At 53.7% G+C, this 17,565-nt stretch carries 23 protein-coding genes; 15 read left to right on the top strand and 8 right to left on the bottom strand.

Going from position 1 to position 17,565, the window contains the following annotated elements; translation table 11 throughout:
- Positions 1-45: 45 nt before the first annotated feature.
- Positions 46-1,133, bottom strand: a protein-coding gene (locus tag ASD31_RS11445) for an IS3 family transposase (RefSeq protein WP_156392597.1) whose coding sequence is annotated in 2 segments (ribosomal slippage) — positions 46-872 and positions 872-1,133 — 1,089 coding nt in all. Because the reading frame shifts where the segments join, the coding sequence is not laid out codon by codon here.
- A gap of 40 nt (positions 1,134-1,173) precedes the next feature.
- On the opposite strand from ASD31_RS11445, the gene ASD31_RS11435 reads away from it, so the two are divergent.
- The 4 genes from ASD31_RS11435 (at position 1,174) to ASD31_RS11430 (ending at position 3,688) form a co-directional block, all read left to right on the top strand.
- A complete protein-coding gene (locus ASD31_RS11435; protein WP_156392596.1) occupies positions 1,174-1,893 on the top strand; it encodes a hypothetical protein in 720 nt (239 codons plus the stop codon).
- A gap of 323 nt (positions 1,894-2,216) precedes the next feature.
- Entirely contained in the window at positions 2,217-2,567 is a 351-nt protein-coding gene (locus tag ASD31_RS25430; protein ID WP_320409395.1) for a Shedu anti-phage system protein SduA domain-containing protein, read from the top strand.
- Between the two features lie 282 nt (positions 2,568-2,849).
- A complete protein-coding gene (locus ASD31_RS26920; RefSeq protein WP_256372450.1) occupies positions 2,850-2,984 on the top strand; it encodes a hypothetical protein in 135 nt (44 codons plus the stop codon).
- Positions 2,981-3,688, top strand: a complete 708-nt coding sequence (locus ASD31_RS11430) for a hypothetical protein (protein WP_056333055.1) — start codon at positions 2,981-2,983, stop codon at positions 3,686-3,688. Before ASD31_RS26920 ends, ASD31_RS11430 begins: the two co-directional genes overlap by 4 nt.
- Positions 3,689-3,716: 28 nt before the next feature.
- Here ASD31_RS11430 and ASD31_RS11425 read toward each other — a convergent pair whose 3' ends face one another.
- Positions 3,717-4,565 carry a hypothetical protein gene (locus ASD31_RS11425; protein WP_056333052.1) on the bottom strand — a complete coding sequence of 283 codons (849 nt, stop codon included), beginning with the start codon at positions 4,563-4,565 and terminating at the stop codon, positions 3,717-3,719.
- A gap of 181 nt (positions 4,566-4,746) precedes the next feature.
- Positions 4,747-4,962 carry a hypothetical protein gene (locus ASD31_RS11420; protein WP_056333050.1) on the bottom strand — a complete coding sequence of 72 codons (216 nt, stop codon included), beginning with the start codon at positions 4,960-4,962 and terminating at the stop codon, positions 4,747-4,749.
- A gap of 160 nt (positions 4,963-5,122) precedes the next feature.
- Here ASD31_RS11420 and ASD31_RS11415 point away from each other — a divergent pair, with 160 nt between their 5' ends.
- Positions 5,123-5,863 carry a hypothetical protein gene (locus tag ASD31_RS11415; RefSeq protein WP_056333048.1) on the top strand — a complete coding sequence of 247 codons (741 nt, stop codon included), beginning with the start codon at positions 5,123-5,125 and terminating at the stop codon, positions 5,861-5,863.
- A 56-nt stretch (positions 5,864-5,919) separates the two neighbouring features.
- Here the strand turns inward: ASD31_RS11415 and ASD31_RS11410 are convergent, their stop codons facing one another.
- Positions 5,920-6,282 carry a hypothetical protein gene (locus tag ASD31_RS11410; protein ID WP_056333045.1) on the bottom strand — a complete coding sequence of 121 codons (363 nt, stop codon included), beginning with the start codon at positions 6,280-6,282 and terminating at the stop codon, positions 5,920-5,922.
- The gene (locus tag ASD31_RS11405; RefSeq protein ID WP_056333042.1) at positions 6,272-6,700 is read right to left on the bottom strand and encodes a hypothetical protein; all 429 of its coding nucleotides are present in this window, start codon (positions 6,698-6,700) and stop codon (positions 6,272-6,274) included. Before ASD31_RS11405 ends, ASD31_RS11410 begins: the two co-directional genes overlap by 11 nt.
- Positions 6,701-6,942: 242 nt before the next feature.
- Between ASD31_RS11405 and ASD31_RS11400 the strand changes: the two genes are divergently transcribed.
- The 9 genes from ASD31_RS11400 (at position 6,943) to ASD31_RS11360 (ending at position 14,183) form a co-directional block, all read left to right on the top strand.
- Positions 6,943-7,173 carry a hypothetical protein gene (locus ASD31_RS11400; RefSeq protein WP_056333039.1) on the top strand — a complete coding sequence of 77 codons (231 nt, stop codon included), beginning with the start codon at positions 6,943-6,945 and terminating at the stop codon, positions 7,171-7,173.
- A gap of 314 nt (positions 7,174-7,487) precedes the next feature.
- The gene (locus ASD31_RS11395) at positions 7,488-9,179 is read left to right on the top strand and encodes a hypothetical protein (RefSeq protein WP_156392595.1); all 1,692 of its coding nucleotides are present in this window, start codon (positions 7,488-7,490) and stop codon (positions 9,177-9,179) included.
- Positions 9,176-10,054, top strand: coding sequence for a hypothetical protein (locus tag ASD31_RS11390; RefSeq protein WP_056333033.1), 879 nt, complete (start codon positions 9,176-9,178; stop codon positions 10,052-10,054). The genes ASD31_RS11395 and ASD31_RS11390 overlap by 4 nt, the downstream gene beginning before the upstream one ends.
- A 181-nt stretch (positions 10,055-10,235) precedes the next feature.
- Positions 10,236-10,778: a metallophosphoesterase gene (locus ASD31_RS11385; protein WP_056333030.1), complete on the top strand. Its 543-nt coding sequence runs from the start codon at positions 10,236-10,238 to the stop codon at positions 10,776-10,778.
- Positions 10,775-11,200 carry a hypothetical protein gene (locus ASD31_RS11380; protein WP_056333027.1) on the top strand — a complete coding sequence of 142 codons (426 nt, stop codon included), beginning with the start codon at positions 10,775-10,777 and terminating at the stop codon, positions 11,198-11,200. Before ASD31_RS11385 ends, ASD31_RS11380 begins: the two co-directional genes overlap by 4 nt.
- 50 nt (positions 11,201-11,250) lie before the next feature.
- On the top strand, positions 11,251-11,982 hold the full coding sequence (locus tag ASD31_RS11375; RefSeq protein WP_056333024.1) for a hypothetical protein: 732 nt from the start codon (positions 11,251-11,253) through the stop codon (positions 11,980-11,982).
- The gene (locus ASD31_RS11370) at positions 11,969-12,448 is read left to right on the top strand and encodes a hypothetical protein (protein WP_056333021.1); all 480 of its coding nucleotides are present in this window, start codon (positions 11,969-11,971) and stop codon (positions 12,446-12,448) included. Before ASD31_RS11375 ends, ASD31_RS11370 begins: the two co-directional genes overlap by 14 nt.
- Positions 12,445-13,767 carry a hypothetical protein gene (locus ASD31_RS11365; RefSeq protein ID WP_056333018.1) on the top strand — a complete coding sequence of 441 codons (1,323 nt, stop codon included), beginning with the start codon at positions 12,445-12,447 and terminating at the stop codon, positions 13,765-13,767. The genes ASD31_RS11370 and ASD31_RS11365 overlap by 4 nt, the downstream gene beginning before the upstream one ends.
- Positions 13,764-14,183 (top strand): hypothetical protein, encoded by a 420-nt coding sequence (locus tag ASD31_RS11360; RefSeq protein WP_056333015.1) that lies wholly within the window; start codon positions 13,764-13,766, stop codon positions 14,181-14,183. The genes ASD31_RS11365 and ASD31_RS11360 overlap by 4 nt, the downstream gene beginning before the upstream one ends.
- A gap of 20 nt (positions 14,184-14,203) precedes the next feature.
- On the opposite strand, the gene ASD31_RS11355 is transcribed toward ASD31_RS11360, so the two are convergent.
- Positions 14,204-14,533, bottom strand: a complete 330-nt coding sequence (locus tag ASD31_RS11355) for a hypothetical protein (RefSeq protein WP_056333011.1) — start codon at positions 14,531-14,533, stop codon at positions 14,204-14,206.
- A 71-nt stretch (positions 14,534-14,604) separates the two neighbouring features.
- Between ASD31_RS11355 and ASD31_RS27110 the strand changes: the two genes are divergently transcribed.
- Positions 14,605-15,048 (top strand): SANT/Myb-like DNA-binding domain-containing protein, encoded by a 444-nt coding sequence (locus tag ASD31_RS27110; protein WP_162251150.1) that lies wholly within the window; start codon positions 14,605-14,607, stop codon positions 15,046-15,048.
- Here ASD31_RS27110 and ASD31_RS11350 read toward each other — a convergent pair.
- Both ASD31_RS11350 and ASD31_RS11345 read right to left on the bottom strand, forming a co-directional pair.
- Positions 14,976-17,027, bottom strand: a complete 2,052-nt coding sequence (locus tag ASD31_RS11350) for a hypothetical protein (RefSeq protein WP_056333008.1) — start codon at positions 17,025-17,027, stop codon at positions 14,976-14,978. The genes ASD31_RS27110 and ASD31_RS11350 overlap by 73 nt on opposite strands.
- A 296-nt stretch (positions 17,028-17,323) precedes the next feature.
- Positions 17,324-17,512: a hypothetical protein gene (locus ASD31_RS11345; protein ID WP_056333005.1), complete on the bottom strand. Its 189-nt coding sequence runs from the start codon at positions 17,510-17,512 to the stop codon at positions 17,324-17,326.
- Positions 17,513-17,565: the final 53 nt, after the last annotated feature.

Below are 17,565 nucleotides of genomic sequence, written 5' to 3'. Positions count from 1 at the left end.
TGAAATGGTAATCCCCCCGTTTTTAACGGGGCTCCGCAGTAGAATTCACGCGGCCATTTTCAGTTTCTGTGCGGGTGTTATGCCGCCGATGCCCATATTGGGCCGTTCGTTGTTGTAGGTCCATAGCCACTGTGTGGCGAATTCCTGCGCCTCCTCGATGCTTTCAATGATGTATTGGTCTAGCCATTCATGTCGGACGGTGCGGTTGTAGCGCTCGACATAGGCATTTTGTTGCGGCTTTCCGGGCTGGATGTGGCTCAAGGCAATTCCTTGCGTTTCGGCCCATTCCATCAGTTTGCCACTGACGTACTCGGGCCCATTGTCCACACGAATGGCGAACGGTTTGCCGCGCCATTCGATGATCTGGTTCAGACTGCGGATGACGCGTTCAGCAGGCAGCGAAAAATCCACCTCGATGCCCAACCCTTCGCGGTTGAAGTCGTCCAGAACATTCAGCAGTCGGAATTGCCTGCCGTCTTCCAAACGATCTGCCATGAAGTCCATGGACCAAACCAGGTTCGGAGCCTCAGGCACAGTCAAGGCATCGGGCTTGTCCCGCTTCAAACGCCTGCGTGGCTTGATCCTGAGGTTCAACTCCAGCTCGCGGTAGATGCGGTATACGCGCTTATGGTTCCAGCGATGTCCCCGGACATTCCGCAGATAAAGAAAACACAGGCCGAAGCCCCAGGTCTTCTTTGCCCGCGTCAGTCCGATCAGAAGATCGGCGATCTGCTCGTTCTCGTCGTTCAGCTTGGCGCTGTAACGATAGCAGGTCTCGCTGACCGCGAAGGTGCGGCAGGCAAGCGCAATGCTCACCCCGCGCGATGCCACGGCTTTCCCGGCCATCTCTCGGCGTTGAGACGGCCGTGTTATTTTTTTCCCAGAGCTTCCTTCAGCAATTCTGCCTGCATGCTCATCTCGGCATACATCTTCTTCAGCCGACGGTTCTCATCCTCCAGAGCCTTCAGCTGGCTGATCATCGACGCGTCCATGCCGCCGTATTTGGATCGCCATTTGTAAAAGGATGCCGTGCTCATTCCATGTTCCCGGCAAAGCTCGGGGACTGGGACGCCCCCTTCCGCCTGGCGAAGGATGGCAAGGATTTGGGGTTCGCTAAATCTGCTCGTCTTCATCAAAATCTCCTCGTTCATAAAGCCCGAGAAAATTCTACTTTTGAAGCCCGTTAATTTGCGGGGGGATTACCGGGGTTCGCTAAATCTGCTCGTCTTCATCAAAATCTCCTCGTTCATAAAGCCCGAGAAAATTCTACTTTTGAAGCCCGTTAATTTGCGGGGGGATTACCAAATTATCGCCGAGCTGGGCCGTATTTTCTTCGTTTCGAAGCTCGACCGTAATCTCGGCGGCATGAGTATTCATAATTATTTCAACAGAACGCTACCGCTGCTCGCCAAATCTTTCTCTTTCTACGCCGAAGAGTTCGACAAGGAGGGACGAAGAAAAATGCTTCTTCTACCATTGAGAAATTTCATTGCAGCGGAATTGAATACATTGGACGAAATATTTTCTGCAGGGGTGCCAGCGAAAGGTTTACCGCTGGCATTGAGCAATTTCTTCGGGCAGCTGCGTAAACGCCAGACTCCAATGACGGTATCAACGTCTCCCAAGACGTATTTCGTGGATGATAAAGACCGGTATTTCGCATACGGTCCGGAACATCACGCGAAACCGGATACGAAAAACCCACCTCACGGGAATAGCTGCTTATTCGGAGCCAACTTCCGATTTGGTAAAAGGTACGAGGTAGATAAACACTACAACGTGTCGCTAGCTTCGGGAAAAATGTCCGGTGAATTTCCAGGATGTCACGTAGGGGGTGCTACTGTATCGAAGAGGGACTACATAAACATGTTTCCGAACGACTTCATCGCGTAACGCGAAACGGGAGCGTACGAATACGCTCCCGTCCAATTTGTTGCCTATGTGGAAATTCGTTTCACCGCTGCGATATGACCAGATCACGACTTTACGCCGCTGCTCAAAATCCACCGATACAAACGCTAAAGGCTGAGCGATACCTAAAGCTAGGTTAAACCGCTCTGCATAAAACGACACAAGGCCAATTAGATATGTGCGCAATGCACCGCATTGTCAACGACGCAATGTCGTATGAATTAACGTAGTAAACGAAACTGATCGCCGCAGGCCGTCCGTATATACGAAACGACAACGGAAATTAAGTACGAAGCAACGCGTATATTCGCAGAAGCCGTTCGGGCATCTGTGCTCCCTCGAAGGCGCATACGTGCGCGCTCTCCCAAGTGCAGGGTACCGTGGCTGCCGCCGTCGAGCGTTGGTGTGCGACAGTCCGTGTGACCGACACCAGTGGCGAACCAACCGGGGAAACGATCTACACTACCGAGCCTCGCTCTTTCGTCATTTGTGGCCGCCTGAGCGAATTCGATGGTGAGCATGGAGTGAACGAGCGTAAGTTCGCGTCCTTCGAGCGTTTCCGCAGGAACCTACTACGCCCGGAAGTAATTACTTTTGACGAGTTGTACGAGCGAGCATGTCTGATCGTCGCGGCGAACGATCCGTCGCAGAAATAGTGTTGGCGTCGTTCCAGAATCAAAACTTTAGCTATGGCGGCACTTGCGATATTATCTGTCGACCACGGTCGCGCTGGCTCAAAGTAGTTCACGGAATTCTAAGATGGCCCGTTTCGCGAACTAGAACAGGTTCTCCTAAAAACTGTTCCGCTACTTTCTAAGCCTTTGTACAAGCTGGGAAAATAACAAAACCCTTGTGCAACTCCTAAGAAACTGCTTCTAGAATAGACGCTTCTAGGCTTCTATTTTTTTGTCATGGTCGCCAAAAATAGGAGTTGAGCCATGACAGTCCTGGAATTTCTGACATTCCTGTTCACCATTCCGCCCGAGCGTTTGACGGGTGTAACTGCCCTTGGGGTTATCGTGCTCGCAATGCTCTGGGTCATTCGCGAGATCATGCGGGAGCGCAACAAGTGAAAGCCTATCGTCATCATGAGTGGGTACGCCTCCCGACCGAATGGATCGAACAGAAGCGTCTTCAGGAGTTCATGTGGAAGAAGGGCGAGGGCGGTAGCCAAATCGCAGCCCTGATAGCGTTGATCGCCATCGCTCATCGCACAGACGATGAGGGTGTCGCTCGGATGACCTACGATCAATTCCTTCTCATCACGGGAATGAGCCGTGCTACCGTGGCGGCAGGACTCGATGTTCTTGAAAAGCGCCAACTATTGATACGTGAACCGCACGGACAGAGCACCTTCCAGCTTGTTGACTTCAAGCTCTCGGAGGGCTGGGCCAAACTTCCGGCCAAGGGACTTTACCAACGTGGCGAATTACTTTTCGCTCATCGCTTCGGGAAGCGCAGCCAAGGGGAACTTTACGCCCTGAAGCTCTATCTCCTGTTCGTATCGCGCCGCGACCGCAAGCTGAATCTGGCGCTCCTGAGCTACACCGCCATTACCGAGTATACCGGCCTGCAGCGACATCAAATTAGGCAAGGCCTGGACGTGCTAGCCCTGAACGGAATGATCCACGTTGAGCGCGTAGAGTCCTGGGAGAGCAATGTCGGAAAGGCAAATGCTTACAGGTTGGCGCACCTCGACGGCTATCGCCACCGTGGAACCACGGATATCGATCAGATTCTGGCAGCTGGCGGCGTAATCGGCATGGACGCAGAGTGACTTACACACCGCCGTCCATATTCGAAGATCATGTGGAGGAGGAACAGCTGGGCTTCTCCGAAGACATCGTCAGGTCCGTCATATCTACAACATCATATGATGGCATGTCTTCAAGGCGCTTCTGCACCGCTTTATAGGCTCGCGTCTCGGTCAACCACTCCGGTCGTCCTCGGCGTTTTGCGGTCACGCACACTGACACCGTCTCGAAGACATCCGGAACGTCGTGCAGATAGTGTTTATACCCGTCTTGCAACAGCATCGAAATTTGTTCGGAGAACAGGGTTGCTGCGCCACTTGTTACGACGACCGAAATATCCTCGAACGTTTGACCGGTCTCATTTGAGAGATTGACGTAAAGCCCTTTCGGAAAATAGTGGAGCACACCGGCGTTCGTGGTCCGCGCGAATGATCCCGGGCTCGCATCCACGCTGATCCATTTCAGAGATGTTTCAACCAGTTGCCCCGTGTCCTGCTTGATTGCGACCGTCTGACCCTTAAGCTCACCAAGGTCTTTCTCAACACGACCGAGGGCGAGCTGAATCTTTTCGATTTCGGGAAATGCCTTCGCTAAGGCTCCACCTTCGGCCTCGGCTCCAGCGGACAGTGCGGAGAAAACATAGATCAAGCCGCCAAGCATCAGGCATGAGAGACCAAACGGCTTAAGCGTGGAGCTGATCGAGGAGTCAAAGCCAATCGTGTCAGCGAGCTTTGACGTCACCCACCCAGCCGGTACAATGATCGAGACGGCACCTATGCCGAACAGGGCGATAAGAATTCCAGCGAAGATCGCCGGATTCTGCAGAATATCCGCGAACGCCGCCAAGATGGAGCAGATGCCCATGAAAGTAGGAAACGTAAATCTTTGAACTGTCTGCATAGTGCATGCCCCCTGTGGAGGCCGAATCTAGGTTGCAGCTATGAAATTTTGATAAACTCAGGTTGATGAAGCCCCAACCTTAGGTTTCCGGCAAACTACATGACAGGAAACTTGCGTCAGCGTCACGTTGATATTTGAAACGATGATCTGACGCGTCAGGCGATCACGAAAGGCCGCGAACTCATTCTGACACCTGTGCGAGAAGCTGCTGCAGCTTTTCGAAGGCGGCCTCTCTGTCAGCGAGACCCTTCTGCTTAAGCTTAAACTTCCGCTCGGCGAGGCGTTGATCCTTCGTCGTTGCAAGTATCGCCGCATTCCACGCCCAAGTATCTGTGGCTTTGCCGTAGTCGACGACGGTTTGCAGAATTTCATTCGCCAAATCAGTAGATAAATTCATCGTAGTATCCTTCATCGCTGACGGTCTTCGCCGTCCCCAATGAAAATGGTTGGAGCAAACGAGACCTAGATCAAATAGAATCGACATCCACTGATGAGAATCTTTGGTGACGCGCCATCGGGTTGGGTAATTTCACAGCGGTAACGCTGTTGGGGACGGTATGAATTTCATCAATTTTACCATCGGGACCGCGACGGCGGCTCCGCAGAACTGGCTTTTGACGGTCGTGCCAGGACTGATCGTTGCCGTCGTAGCAGGCGTCCTTCTGTTCTTTCTTAACTGGCTACGCGAATATTTAACCGCTCGCTGGAAAAAGGAGAGTGAAGCTGAAGTCCTTGCTTTCGCCCTCGTGTCGCAGCTCGACAAGCTCATTTCCGAGTGTTCATACGTTGTCGACGATCCTCTGGAAGAAGACCGTGAAACTGGCGAATACGAATCCACCGTCGATACTCCAGATATCCGATTCCCGGAATCGTGGAACTGGGCTGCCTTCCCGAAGAAGCTGCAATATCAAATCCGATCATTGCCGAATAAGATTGACGTCGCAAACCGTGCGGTCAACAGCAACTTCGAATATGGCGAGGGTCCGCCTTACTTTGGTGACGCCTTCCAAGAGCGTGAAATTCGATATGCTTGGATCGGTCTAGAGGCTTGCCTGATCAATGACCAGCTCGCTGAGAAATATGGCGTCCCTCTGTTGGAAAGAGGTGCGTGGGACCCAGCTGAAACGTTCAAGGCCGCAATCGAAAAGGTTACCAAGCAGCGGGAGGAAGCCGAGGCTATGCGGAAGAACAAGCCGTCTTTCCTGCTGCCGAAAGTGCCCATAGAGGAGCTACGAGATCGGCATGCGAAGCTCACGGAGGACCTGGAGGCGGCCGAGAAACGGCGGGCGGCACGATGAAAGACTAGATCAAGAGTTTCATGCCGATTGCCACTCCTACGGTCGGCTGAAATGGCCTACTGAATTTTCAGGTTCTGCTGCTTTTGTTGGTCGACCAGGTACTCATGCGGCAGCTGGCGGCGATATTTCCGAGCAAGATTGACAGCCATCACCGTTAGTATTGAAGACAGGATCACCTGAAGAGTCGAAATATTTGCCAAGTTGCGTCCAGCTTTGGTGTCGGACTTGCTGAAGCCCAACCCGTTGGCGAGCTGCGCTTCGTCCTGGTCTTGATCGGCTAGCCACATAACCGCCCTGTGGGCGCGGGCCAAAGCTTCGGGGCCGTCACATTGTACGATTGCACAATTCAGATTCAATTTCGGATCATTTCGTTTCAAACGTATGGAGTAACGGGGGGAGGCAACCGGATCAGTCGTCATAGGCGTCCTCATCCGTGACTTCGTAATCGCCATCGTAGAACGGGTCGAAATCGTTCTCCGTCAGCGCAGATTCCGGATCAAGTGGACCCAGCTCCCACCGTCTTTTGGCGGTTGCCGACGCATTAGGAAAGCGGCTCGTCATCTGTAAGTAATAGAGCCGGTTCTCTGCCCGGCGCAGGGCCTCGTCACCACAGTAACCAGCGTCCTGCAGGGCTTTGCCGATCAGCAGCACCATGCCATTCGCCGCCTGCTGGTGCTCCAGCAACCCGGACTTCTGGTAATGACCGATGAAAGCCGAGAATGCTGACGCTATCGCTGTGTCCAGGTCGTCCGTCTCAGGGATCGACCGCTGCTTGATTGCCGCTCTCCAACGCGCGGTCCTAGCCGCTCCCGCCGATACGTATTCCTGTGGTTCCATGTTGTGTCTCCCGTAACACTGTGTCGTTTACCGTCACAGTGTGATCATCGGCGACGCAAGAAACGCGGAGTTTTTCATCGGACAAATCGAAATAAATCGTAATGCCAGCAAGATAAGTGGTTTCAATTTATTTTAACCTGCGTTTACCGTCTCTAGAGCGGACTTTTCCCAGGAAAATCGATAGCTTTGACGATGTTGACATTGCGGACATTAGCTTCCATTTGACATGAGTGGGGCATGTGATGATCGGCATTTTCGAGAGCAAGACCGCAGTACCCGGCGATTGGCTGTTGTCGCCACTGCGCGATGTGATCACTACGGGTGACTATTCAGGCTTACAGCTGTCAGCGGCAGACGCTATCCTGGTGTTGGCCGACCGGATCGAGGGTGACGGGATTGCTCCGGAATGCCAAAAGGCCTTGGCAGACCTTCTCCGTTATCTCGTTCAGCTTCCACTGCGATGGCCGGAGTAAACCTCTCACGGTTCTTCAACCTGATCTGCAGCGCAGCTGCCACGGTAAAAAGGTGAAGCACCTGAATAACTCACAGTTCCCTTCACTCTGTATTGTGGCATTGTTGACATAAAAATTCACGTGAAACCTCAACGAAAACAAGTATATGTCAACGTTGTTTAAATCCCAGATATCCCAAATCTCCAAATGTTGACATAACGTTTAAATCCCAGATATCCCAACATTTGGTTGACGTGATTACTTACTATCCAACCGTAGCCGATCAATGGATTTAAACACTAAATTCCAAGTGAAAATGAAAATGGATTTAGTCCTTGCTTTATTCTCCGCCCGAGAAAACACTCGATGTATCACCACCCGTGACCATCAATATGACGCAGAAATTTAAACCCAGCCCACACGGCAGCCTCGTCAGACTGGCTGAGCATAAACCCTCTGAATTCTCATCCGTCGCGCCAGAAAGCCCACGACCACCTGAAATGCTGTCAGGTGTTTCCTGCGATGGTCCGGCCCTGTCCGTGCTCGATTCCGTCGTCCATGAAATCCTGATCTCGCATGCTTACGAGGTCGACCGCGAGATGCAGGCTGATCGATACGCCATCGAGCTGGCTGCGCTCACCCGCTTTGCCGGTCCCAACATTCGCAAGGACGACATCATTAAATCGCTCGAAAAACTGCGGATGACGCGGATGTCTTTCGGCGACAGCGCTTACCCGGACCGGCGGTATAGGGGCGTACAGATGGTCGTGTCATGGGAAGAGTTGAAGAACTCTACGACCATGATCGGCTGGATGTTTGCGCCGCCCATCAAAGACCTGATGCGTTCCATGCCGTCATACGCCTACCTTGAGCTGGCAGCCCTTGGCGACGGGAATATGAGCCTCAAGCACAGCCCGGCTCTATACAAACACCTCGCCTTGCAGAGCACTCGAAAGCGTTGGCAGCCTGGTGAGGACAATGAAATCTATATCCGATTCTCTCCTCAGGAGTTGGCCGAGGTAATCCAGTTTCCTGGACATGATGATGCCGATAAGCTGAACGTTGGTAAGCTCGTGGATTTCGCTCGAAAGTCGTTAGACGACTTGGTATCGGTCCGCCGTTTCAAAACCTCGCTGGATATTGTGCAGGAGCCGGGTCGTGGCCGTCGCGTCAACTCGATCTGCTACACCCTTCGCCTCCGTGCACCTGATTTCAGACATGTCCGCGTCGGGATCGACTATTCTAAGAAGCCAGAGTTTCGCCAAGGTGGTGCAGACGATCCTCGTTTTGCCGTCCGCAGTGACCTATGGCAGCGCGCGTCGAGAACATTTAAACTGACCGGCCATATCTCCAGTGACCTTTTTAAGCTGTGGCTTGTGGCTCTTAAGGAGGCTCTCAGCGGCAAAGGTTTGACCTCAGGATACGAATCTCGCAGCTATCGCGGCGACGCTCTTCTGGCCGCAGTAGATACGCAAGGTGCGGCATGGGCTGCATGGGGTTTCTTAGAAGAAGAATGCGACGATCCTGATCTGGTCGAGCACCTTGCTGATCGCAGCAATGCGCCCTTAGCCATCAAAACCGAAGCTGAAGCAGCTCGTCGTCAGAGACTTGGGCGGGGTTGGAAAACGAGTACGCTCGAAAAACGTGCAAAAACTTTTCGCAAGAATGCCGAGCCTGGCCGCACCGATGCAGACGACATGGCCGACTATCTGGCAGCCAGGGAGCTGCGCGAACAGTCTGAACTAATCGAAGCCGAGATGGCTAAGGTATGGGCCGACATCGAGGAGCCGGTCCAACAGCCCAAGTCAGTAGCCAACGTCTACCGTCTCGATCCATCCGTGTCTCAGGACGATTTCGACATTGAGGTAGTCAGCCTGTTCTGCGATTTCGCTGGAAGCGAACAGCGCATACTCCGCTTCGAGGGCGCTCACTTCTCAGGGGTCCACAAGGTTTCAGCGACCCCGTCGCAATGGATGGGCTTCGAGCGCGAGATCGCGGCTTATCTGGCCGAAGGAGTTGCAGCATGATCCGTCACCCAGAAGCCATTGTATTCAAAGTTAAAGGCGTCCGGCCCGGCGAAGTCTTTCGCTTGATCATCGACGACGTCCTTGCCAAAGCGGCAACCTGGGTAGGCCCAGCAACATGCGTGGCGGTATTCAAATTACACATGGTCCGACCAGAGCAAACCGAGGACGTCGTCTGGCCTGACGTCATGATTCCTCACGACGCTGACGGGATCGAGCACCTCTTGCTGTCGTCGGACGAGATCGAAAGTGTTCAGCACAAGCGCAACTCCATGCCGAACGAAAACCCTAGGCCGAAGGTGAAAAAGAAGCGGGAGACAAATGGGCCCTTTTCGAAACAGGGCTACAGCTTGGACGGTTGGTCACCGTGCTGGCACCCATACTTTGACCGACCGGAGCTGGAAACCGAGGGCGCTGAGCTTGGTCGACTTCTGAATGGATACCCGTTCACCGGTAAGTCGCCGAAAGAGAACGCTCGATATGTCGAGATAGAGATAATACATCGTTTGAGGGACCGATTTCCTACAATCTACGAACTCGAAAAGCTCAATAAGAATGCTTTGACTGAAGCCCTGAAACTGATCGCAAAGCCCGCCATCCAGCGTTTGGGAAGCGCCCACCACTTCAAGCTTGCACTCGCCTATCATGAGCGGCAGATACCGAATATGATAGGCGTCTACCTCTCGCACCTGCAGGCATTGGACTGGATGATCAAGAACGACCGGATCAACGACCGTGACCGGAAGATCGTTGATCCAGCAGACGACGAGGTGAGCACGGACAAATATTTTCTCTTGGGCGGTGGTAGCAATAACGACCGTGACTCCAGCGATGAGCTGGCCGACGCAGAAGCTGAGGAAGAGGCACTCAACGCCTAACTATATGAAAAGGTACCGCTTTACAATCTGCGGCACCTTCACTATTTTCTCTCCAACGCCAACCCGCTCTTGGAGCCGCATCGAATGAAGTCCGCCACCATAAATCTATGACGCACCCGCGTTGTCCATCCGTTCGAACACAGGTGGTGAGGATTTATTGTGACTTGAAAGGGCTTCCGAGATGGCGTTTGTCTCTCACTATTTTACAGCCGATACCCATTTTCAGCATCCGATGATGCTAAAGTCACGACCGTTTTCGTCGACCGATGAAATGGATCGTCACGTGATCGACGCCTGGAATTCAGTCGTCAAGGATCAAGATATCGTTTGGCATTTGGGCGACTTCGCCGCCGGTGACGACAAGCGCACCGCACAGATTTTTGCGCAACTGAAGGGTCGCAAGCGCCTCATCTTGGGCAACCATGATTTGGACCACAGCGGCGGCGTCCGCAAAGGCATCGCCGCTTTGGCATGGGACCAGCCCCCGACACATTATGCTGAGGTCAAGCAAGACCGCGAACGCGTCATCTTACACCATTATGCCATGCGCACGTGGTCGGCATCTGTCCATGGCTCTTGGCACCTTTACGGGCACTCTCATGGCCGCCTTCCGCCATACGGCCGGTCGCGCGACTGTGGTGTCGATTGCAGTGACCTCGGTTATGCGCCTGCTACTTTTCAGGCGCTGACAGCGTCGATGAGGGATGCGGAGGTGGTGGCATGAAAAAGGAAAATGGCGACCGTTTTCGCGAGCTGTATCTGCATTGGTGGAGCGAGAATCTGAAGTCAATCCCGGAAGGACACGTCGACCTTTTGGCGGGCTTGTTCCACCAGTGCACTCTTATCTCAACAGATAACGGCGATGTGGACCCTTGGGTCAGCTTACATTTCGAACGGCTGGAGGATGAGGGCGGGCTGTTTCGCGCGACCGCTGCGCCGACTGTCGATTTCGAACGGTGGACTAACGGATCGGCGATAGCGTTGATCATCGCGCTGCAATTTTTCAATGAGCGACAGCAACACATCTGCCAGGTCTGCGGTCTGCTCGGCGGTTTGCACTGCCCGTCGCCCGACGTCTTGCAGCAAACAGAGGGTGCATTGAGATGCCGATTCAGGACCTCCGAGCACGCCAACGACTGTCCGTGATTCGATCAACGGCAAATCAGATAGCGCATGATCAGCACGAGGAAACAGCGATGAAAACCGAGAATCAGAAGCTCATCCGGGATGCGTATCCTGATCTGTGCGACGCATCGATTGGTCAGATGCCTGACGGCTGGACTGAAATCATTATCACCTTCATCACCGGTTTCCATGACCTGGGCGAGGATATGATGTCGCCCGGAGAAGTTCGCTTTGAGCGGACGAACTCTGGTCTCAAGGCATTCATCTTAGTAAATCCGGAGATGCAATTGTCGCCCGAAAAAGCTCAGGCTGCCATCGGTCTGCAGCGTCATCTGCACTTTTCGTCGCGGCAAACCTGTGAGTGGTGCGGAAAACCTGCCGAGCCCGTCGAGCTTGGTGACCGCGTAACCATCTTTCTGTGCGAAGAGGATGCCACCAGCGCCCGTGAAAAACTGGCGGCGAAAGTCCATGCATTCGACGAGCGCGTGAAATTTCGCGCTGAAGTGTCCATGCTCTTCCAGGAGCATGCCAACGTATGGCTGCAGGTCAGCGACCCGAACACAGCGATCCTCCGTAAAGCATTGCTCGACATCAAAAGTATCGTCGAGGAACGCGATCTGATTGGAAAGGTCTACGTGACAAAAATAATGGAGAGCGAGGGCCAGCTTTTTATCAACGTGCGCTGTGATCAGGCTGATCCCGCAACTCAGTTCGAAATCGCTGACATCATCAAACATGCCGAGTGGGAGTCGGACCAAGCCAGCTTGGCAGTGAACAAGGAGGGTCGCGATGATGACCCATGATGAGTACGTCGACTACATCCGCACACGTTTTTCCGACCTATTCGACCCGACCAACACTGAGGATTCCTGGCAGTATCTGATCACGATTGGGCCTGGCTGGTGGGCTCTGCTGACGGATTTTTGCGAGCAACTCGAAGGGGTGCTCAAGCACCACGACGAGGTCGGCCGCTGGTACATAAGGCAGGTCAAAGAAAAAATGGGAGAGCTGCGCATTTACACCAGGCCTGCGCCATTCGAGCGACCGGATGTCGACGGCTTCATGGAGTGGATCGACGATATCGATCCGCCGGAGCCGTCACCTGCTGCGGAAATGATTGGCATCGTCAAGCAGCAGGTGATCGGCCGCGCTGCTCATACGTGCGAGCAGTGCGGCGACCCTGGTGAGATGCGGGTTCTGGGCGGCTGGTATTGGACGTGCTGCGACCGGCATTTCCAGGAATGGCAAGGGCGAAAGGCATCGCAATGACCGAGGAAGACAAGGCTCGAAAGATCGCCATAATGGATGCCGCTCGTGGACGGATTGAGGCCGCTCGATCAACTGTTCATCCCGATGACGAGGTGTATTCTGAGTTCCGCCCAGGCTTCTTCGCAGATCGCGACGTCGCCTGGATCAACGCCTTCCACGAAGTTCAACGCAGACATAAGGACGATGTCGACGCTTGGGCTCAGGCTTTTCTCGATTTTCATCCAATGCCACACCAACGAACTCGCGAAGCAATCATTGCATGGGCAGATCAGCTCCCATGGCCGGATGACCGAGAGGGCATGGAGAAGGCTCGAATTGGCGTCCGGATGTCCATCGCGATGAGGATGTCCTATACCGTGGAGCCGCAGAAAACCTATTCATTCCTGGAATTCGCAAAGCTGCTCAACGTCAAAGAGCACGCTATCTGGCACATCATAGATGTCGGCGACATCCGCCCGCATGCAATCGTGGGCGATTACCAACAAAAGAGCTTGGCAGAGGTGATCGACAGCCTTCGTTTTTCGGAAAGCGACATTGATGTCTTCCGCCAGGAGTTCCGTCGCCGAAGACACGAGGAATTCAGGATCGAGTATTCTGACGTCTATAAGCCTGATGAGGGACCCGCCGCCAGGGGCCTCGAATTTGGCCCAGGGTGGACAGGAATTGTATCTGAGTTCTGCGATCAACTGAGGTTGTGGAAGGCTGATGGCTGGCCTATTCACCTGCGCTGGGGCAAGGAAAAATTCGGAGCCTTACGCCTTTTCACCGATACCTTTCACGTCACATCCACACCGCTTCAGTCTTACTGGTTGTCACGCCTGCGTGAACGAGCACGTCGTCAGAGTCTGCGCATCTGCCAGGAGTGCGGTCAGCCTGGGCGTCTGAGGCTGGGTGCACATGCAGCTACTCTCTGTGACCGACATAAGCATATCGTCGGCGAGCTTCGTCCCGACGACGATATCATCCTCGATCCTGATCGGACCGATGAGCACGATCAGCCAAAATGGACTGACGGTGAACTCGGCCTCGATGAAGGGACGAGCATGGACATGGCCAAGCAGATGCAGATTGATTTCACGCCATACCTCGATCCCGATCTTGTGCTTGATGGCACCGACGAGGAGCTAGCCGATCTCCGCCGGAAGCTGATCGCGGTCGACCGGGCGATTGGCAGGCACCACGAAATCAAACTTCGGAAACGTCAGCGCGGATACGAGATCGCTGTCGAACATCCGCGCTCAATGTCGACGGTTGACGAAGTCAAGCGCGACGCGATCATCGCTGAGATTGAGCTGATAATGAGTGGAGAGCAGTCGTGATCGCTAACGACAACAAGATCAATGGCCGCACCGTCGACTACACAATGACAGCACAGTTTCTGTTCGGTTACCTGCTTGCGCCGGGTTGCCGGATCGTGCTCGACGAGAAGCAGTTCGAGGTCTTAAAAGCTTACCTTGGTCACATTCAAGCCGTTGGTGACGAAACTAATTTCGCGCTCGAAATGTGCGTCGACTATCGCGACGAAGATGATGGCGCGGGATATAGCGTTGCCTGGGACAACGACGGCAGCCCTTACGAAGACGACCTGATCGGCACGATCATGGAACAGATGTCGCAGTCGCTCGGTTTTCGTGCGGGCTCGATCATTCGAGAGGGCCACCTCATCGACTTGGCCGATATCGATCAGCAGATCGCTGAAATCCGAGATCGCGTGGCCGCTCGGCACAATGTCTGAGTTCTGAACTTAAGGGCCGATCAGTTCAACTGCTTCGTCCACGATGCCGGTTTCCGCAGGTTTTCCGGCACCTCTTTCCCGTCTAAAAGCAGCCTCATCATTTCCAGCTGACGTGCTTCCTCCACCTGATCAGGCTCCGGCCGATCAACATTGTAAGCTCGCACAAGCTCATAAAATGTGCCGACGTAGTCAATGCCCAAAGCTTCCATCACATCGTCACGGTCGACATCATCAGACGCGTGATATCGCTCGACCCAGTCAACGATCACGTCATCACCATGCTGGTCGCGGATGGCCTGGATATCGGCTGCGTAGTCGTCTCTGACCCGGTCTGGGATGAACTTTGACATAGGACAAAATTCCTTTTGCGGCCGGTGAATTGCCACCGCACACTGATCGAAGAGGTTGGTGGCAGAGTATTATGGGCGAGCGTTGGACCGAAGAAGAAATCAGGAGATTGGTGGCACTGGTGAGGGCAGGGCACAAGCCAGACCGAATCGCTGAAGCACTAGGCCGGTCACCATCTGCCGTGGCCAGTCGGATCAGCCGCACGAACGTCAAGCCAGTCGTTGTAATTCCGGATGTTCCCAGCCCGGTCCACGTGGCTGCAAGGAAAATGCGAAAGTGCCGGTGGTGCCTGCGGCCAATCGAGTCTGGGCATCGAGGTGAGTGGATGTGCCGCAGTGCAGAAAGTCGTCCACTTACCGTCACGCAGCGTCGTCTTGAGCTATACCGGTTCCGTAACCTCTGTATAGCTCAAGCGATTTCAATGGTTTCAGCAGTCAGGCACGTTCACGATGCGATTGCTGAAACCGGTTCACGACCCGGCAAGTACATAGATTGGGTATCCAGTGAGAAATCGTAGCCGTATTTGTCCGACAGCGCCGATTTGAAGGTCTCAATGTTTATGAGACCAGTGATGTATCGATCACGAAGCTCACAATAGTCAGGTGCCTCAGATCGGAAATCATACGTCGAGAATCCATGGTGCATGACATCGACCATGCTCCCTTTACGGGCTTCTTCGCTCGGTTTGATCAATGCAGTTCCAGGCGTAGTTACAAGACGGTCCAGGTCGTCCTGGTAGCCTTGCAGCTCATCTTTCGCGAAAGCTATATCTTTCAGCGGGACAGGTGTCTCTGTCATCATTGTCTCGATCATTCTTTCGGTCTTCGAGACCTTTACCCTTTGGGCTTCGATCAAAGGTTGGATAGTGATAAGGGCAGCATCGCGTGCCCGATGAGCGTACAGCGCGTCTTGAAAAATGAACTTGGCCCGTTGGATACGCTTCTCTTCTTGAATTTTTGCCTGCGCGCGCGGAGACAGTGCTTCGTACCGGTCAAGGATCGCGTCGGTCCACAGCGACATTGCTTTCGCCTTCAGGTGCATGTGACCTGGGCTGAAGTATGAAGCTGCCGTAACGTCCTCGACATGCTGCTCAAGCCAATCTTCTCTATCCTTATCGTTATGCGGCAGGTCGGGCATTTTGATCTTATGGGCCAGGATCGCCGAAGCTCCGCCAGGCATGCCTGACTTATCCATGAATGCGGTCAGGCATTTCCGGATATCATGCGGCGTCCACCATGGAATTTTGCACCGCGCAAAGAAATCCACTGCCTCCGCATTGCCTTTCATAAGCGGATCGCGACCTCGGAGACGCTGCAGCGCTAGTCGGACGGCAGATTGATTCACCGTGATATCTTTCTTCGCGCTGCTCTTCTTGGGCTTGCGGCCCGATGGGAAAGCCCAAGCGCTACCGTCATTAACATCGTTTCTGGAGGCTTCAATGAGCGGCAACATATGTTGCACTACGCTCGGCGGAACGGGCAGTGAAAAGTCCACTGTCGCTTTCATGACTGATGCTGGCCAAGCGGCGATGTACCAGCCATTGCCTGCCTCTTTGTCCGGAAAAAAGTCGTGACCATGAAGATGTAAAGCAGCGAACGTCCTCTGCCCTGTAAGCACTAGCCACCATGCTGCGGCAAAGACGTTGGCTCGAACACCAGCTTTCCCATCTCTGGATTTTCGGCCGGGTAGAGGTTTATCCAGAAAGTCTTCCATGACGATCATCATCTGAACGATATCGTCGATCTTCGGGAGGCGTGTGCGTTTCTCAACTACGCCCGCGCTTTCTATTAGCTTCCACCACTGGTCCTGATGCGAAAGGCCGGAAGCTTTTGATTGGAAGCGCATGCAATAGTCGAGCGACCGCCGGATGTTGGAGAGCGCCTTGTTGGCCGGTGATTTTCCGTAGTTCTTTTTTAGGGTATCACGTGCGTCGTCAAAATCACCACGGTCTAGCGCCGCAGCTGGCTGATCAAGCAGATTTTGAAGTTCGGGCCGCCTGAGGGTGAGCTGATACTCGTAAGGGTTTTTCAGCGGCTTCTTTTCGCCTGTTGCCGTCCTTGCCTCGATCACGTGCTCGATGCACTGCCGTAGCGTCCATGTGGTGATCTGACCACGAGCTTCTTTTCGAGCCTGTTCAGGGTCGCGCTCTTGGATGGCATAGTAAGTGGAGAGAAAGGAATCGAATTTCTTCGGGTCGTCGTCGATTACCTTTTTGCCCTCAGCAGCCAGCGACCTCGCTTCCGATACGGAAGGAATCATCTGGTGAGGTTCTTGCTCAGCATATACATAGCCAAGAGTCTTAGTTGAGTTTCTGTATTTGAGAACCCAAAAGGCTCTTTGACCCTGAACGCGGAGCTGGAGTCCGGCGGTTGCGTCATCGGCGTAGATATCGACAACGCGGGTGGGCATCCCCACCTCGGCCTTCTTGGCTGCCTCTGTGATGTGAGACTTTGCGATCTTCACTCGGATGTTGTTGTAGGTGATCTTTGAAGTCAATTCTGGCCTGCCGATATCTATACCGCGTCTATACCGTTTTCTGATATCGAAATGTCGCGCGAATTGGAAGGTGACTGAGTGAGATTGATAGAGCCTAAAAAGGCTGTCTGGGGAAATTAATCAAACAAAACAACATAAACATGATTGGTTGACGTGGTATGTGGTTAATGCGTTGACGAAGCTAGGTTAAACCTTAGTTTTGTGGCACCTGAGGTCGGAGGTTCGAGACCCCCCAACCGTACCATTTCTTCCACAATTTTCATTATCGAAAAGCGGGCCTGCTGTATGCTCTGATATCACGTCAGGTCGCGCATGGCGTCGAATGGACCGACCTGTTGCGGTGGGTCGGGATTTTCATCCGGGTTCGGCAAGGGTTCTTCATCCGGCAGGCGATCGGGGGCGGGCTCGTCGATCGGGATCGGTTTTTCAAACGGTGGAACCGGCGGAATACCGGGGCCGGGAACGGGATCTACGGGAAGCGTCATCCTGTCTCTCCTTCTTTCCCTGTCAACGCGGCAGGGCGCTGCCCTGTTCCCAT

Source organism: Rhizobium sp. Root482, from assembly GCF_001426565.1.
Lineage (GTDB): Bacteria > Pseudomonadota > Alphaproteobacteria > Rhizobiales > Rhizobiaceae > Pararhizobium.
Note: the sequence above shows the minus strand (reverse complement) of the source record. Positions and strands in the feature narration are given on the sequence as shown.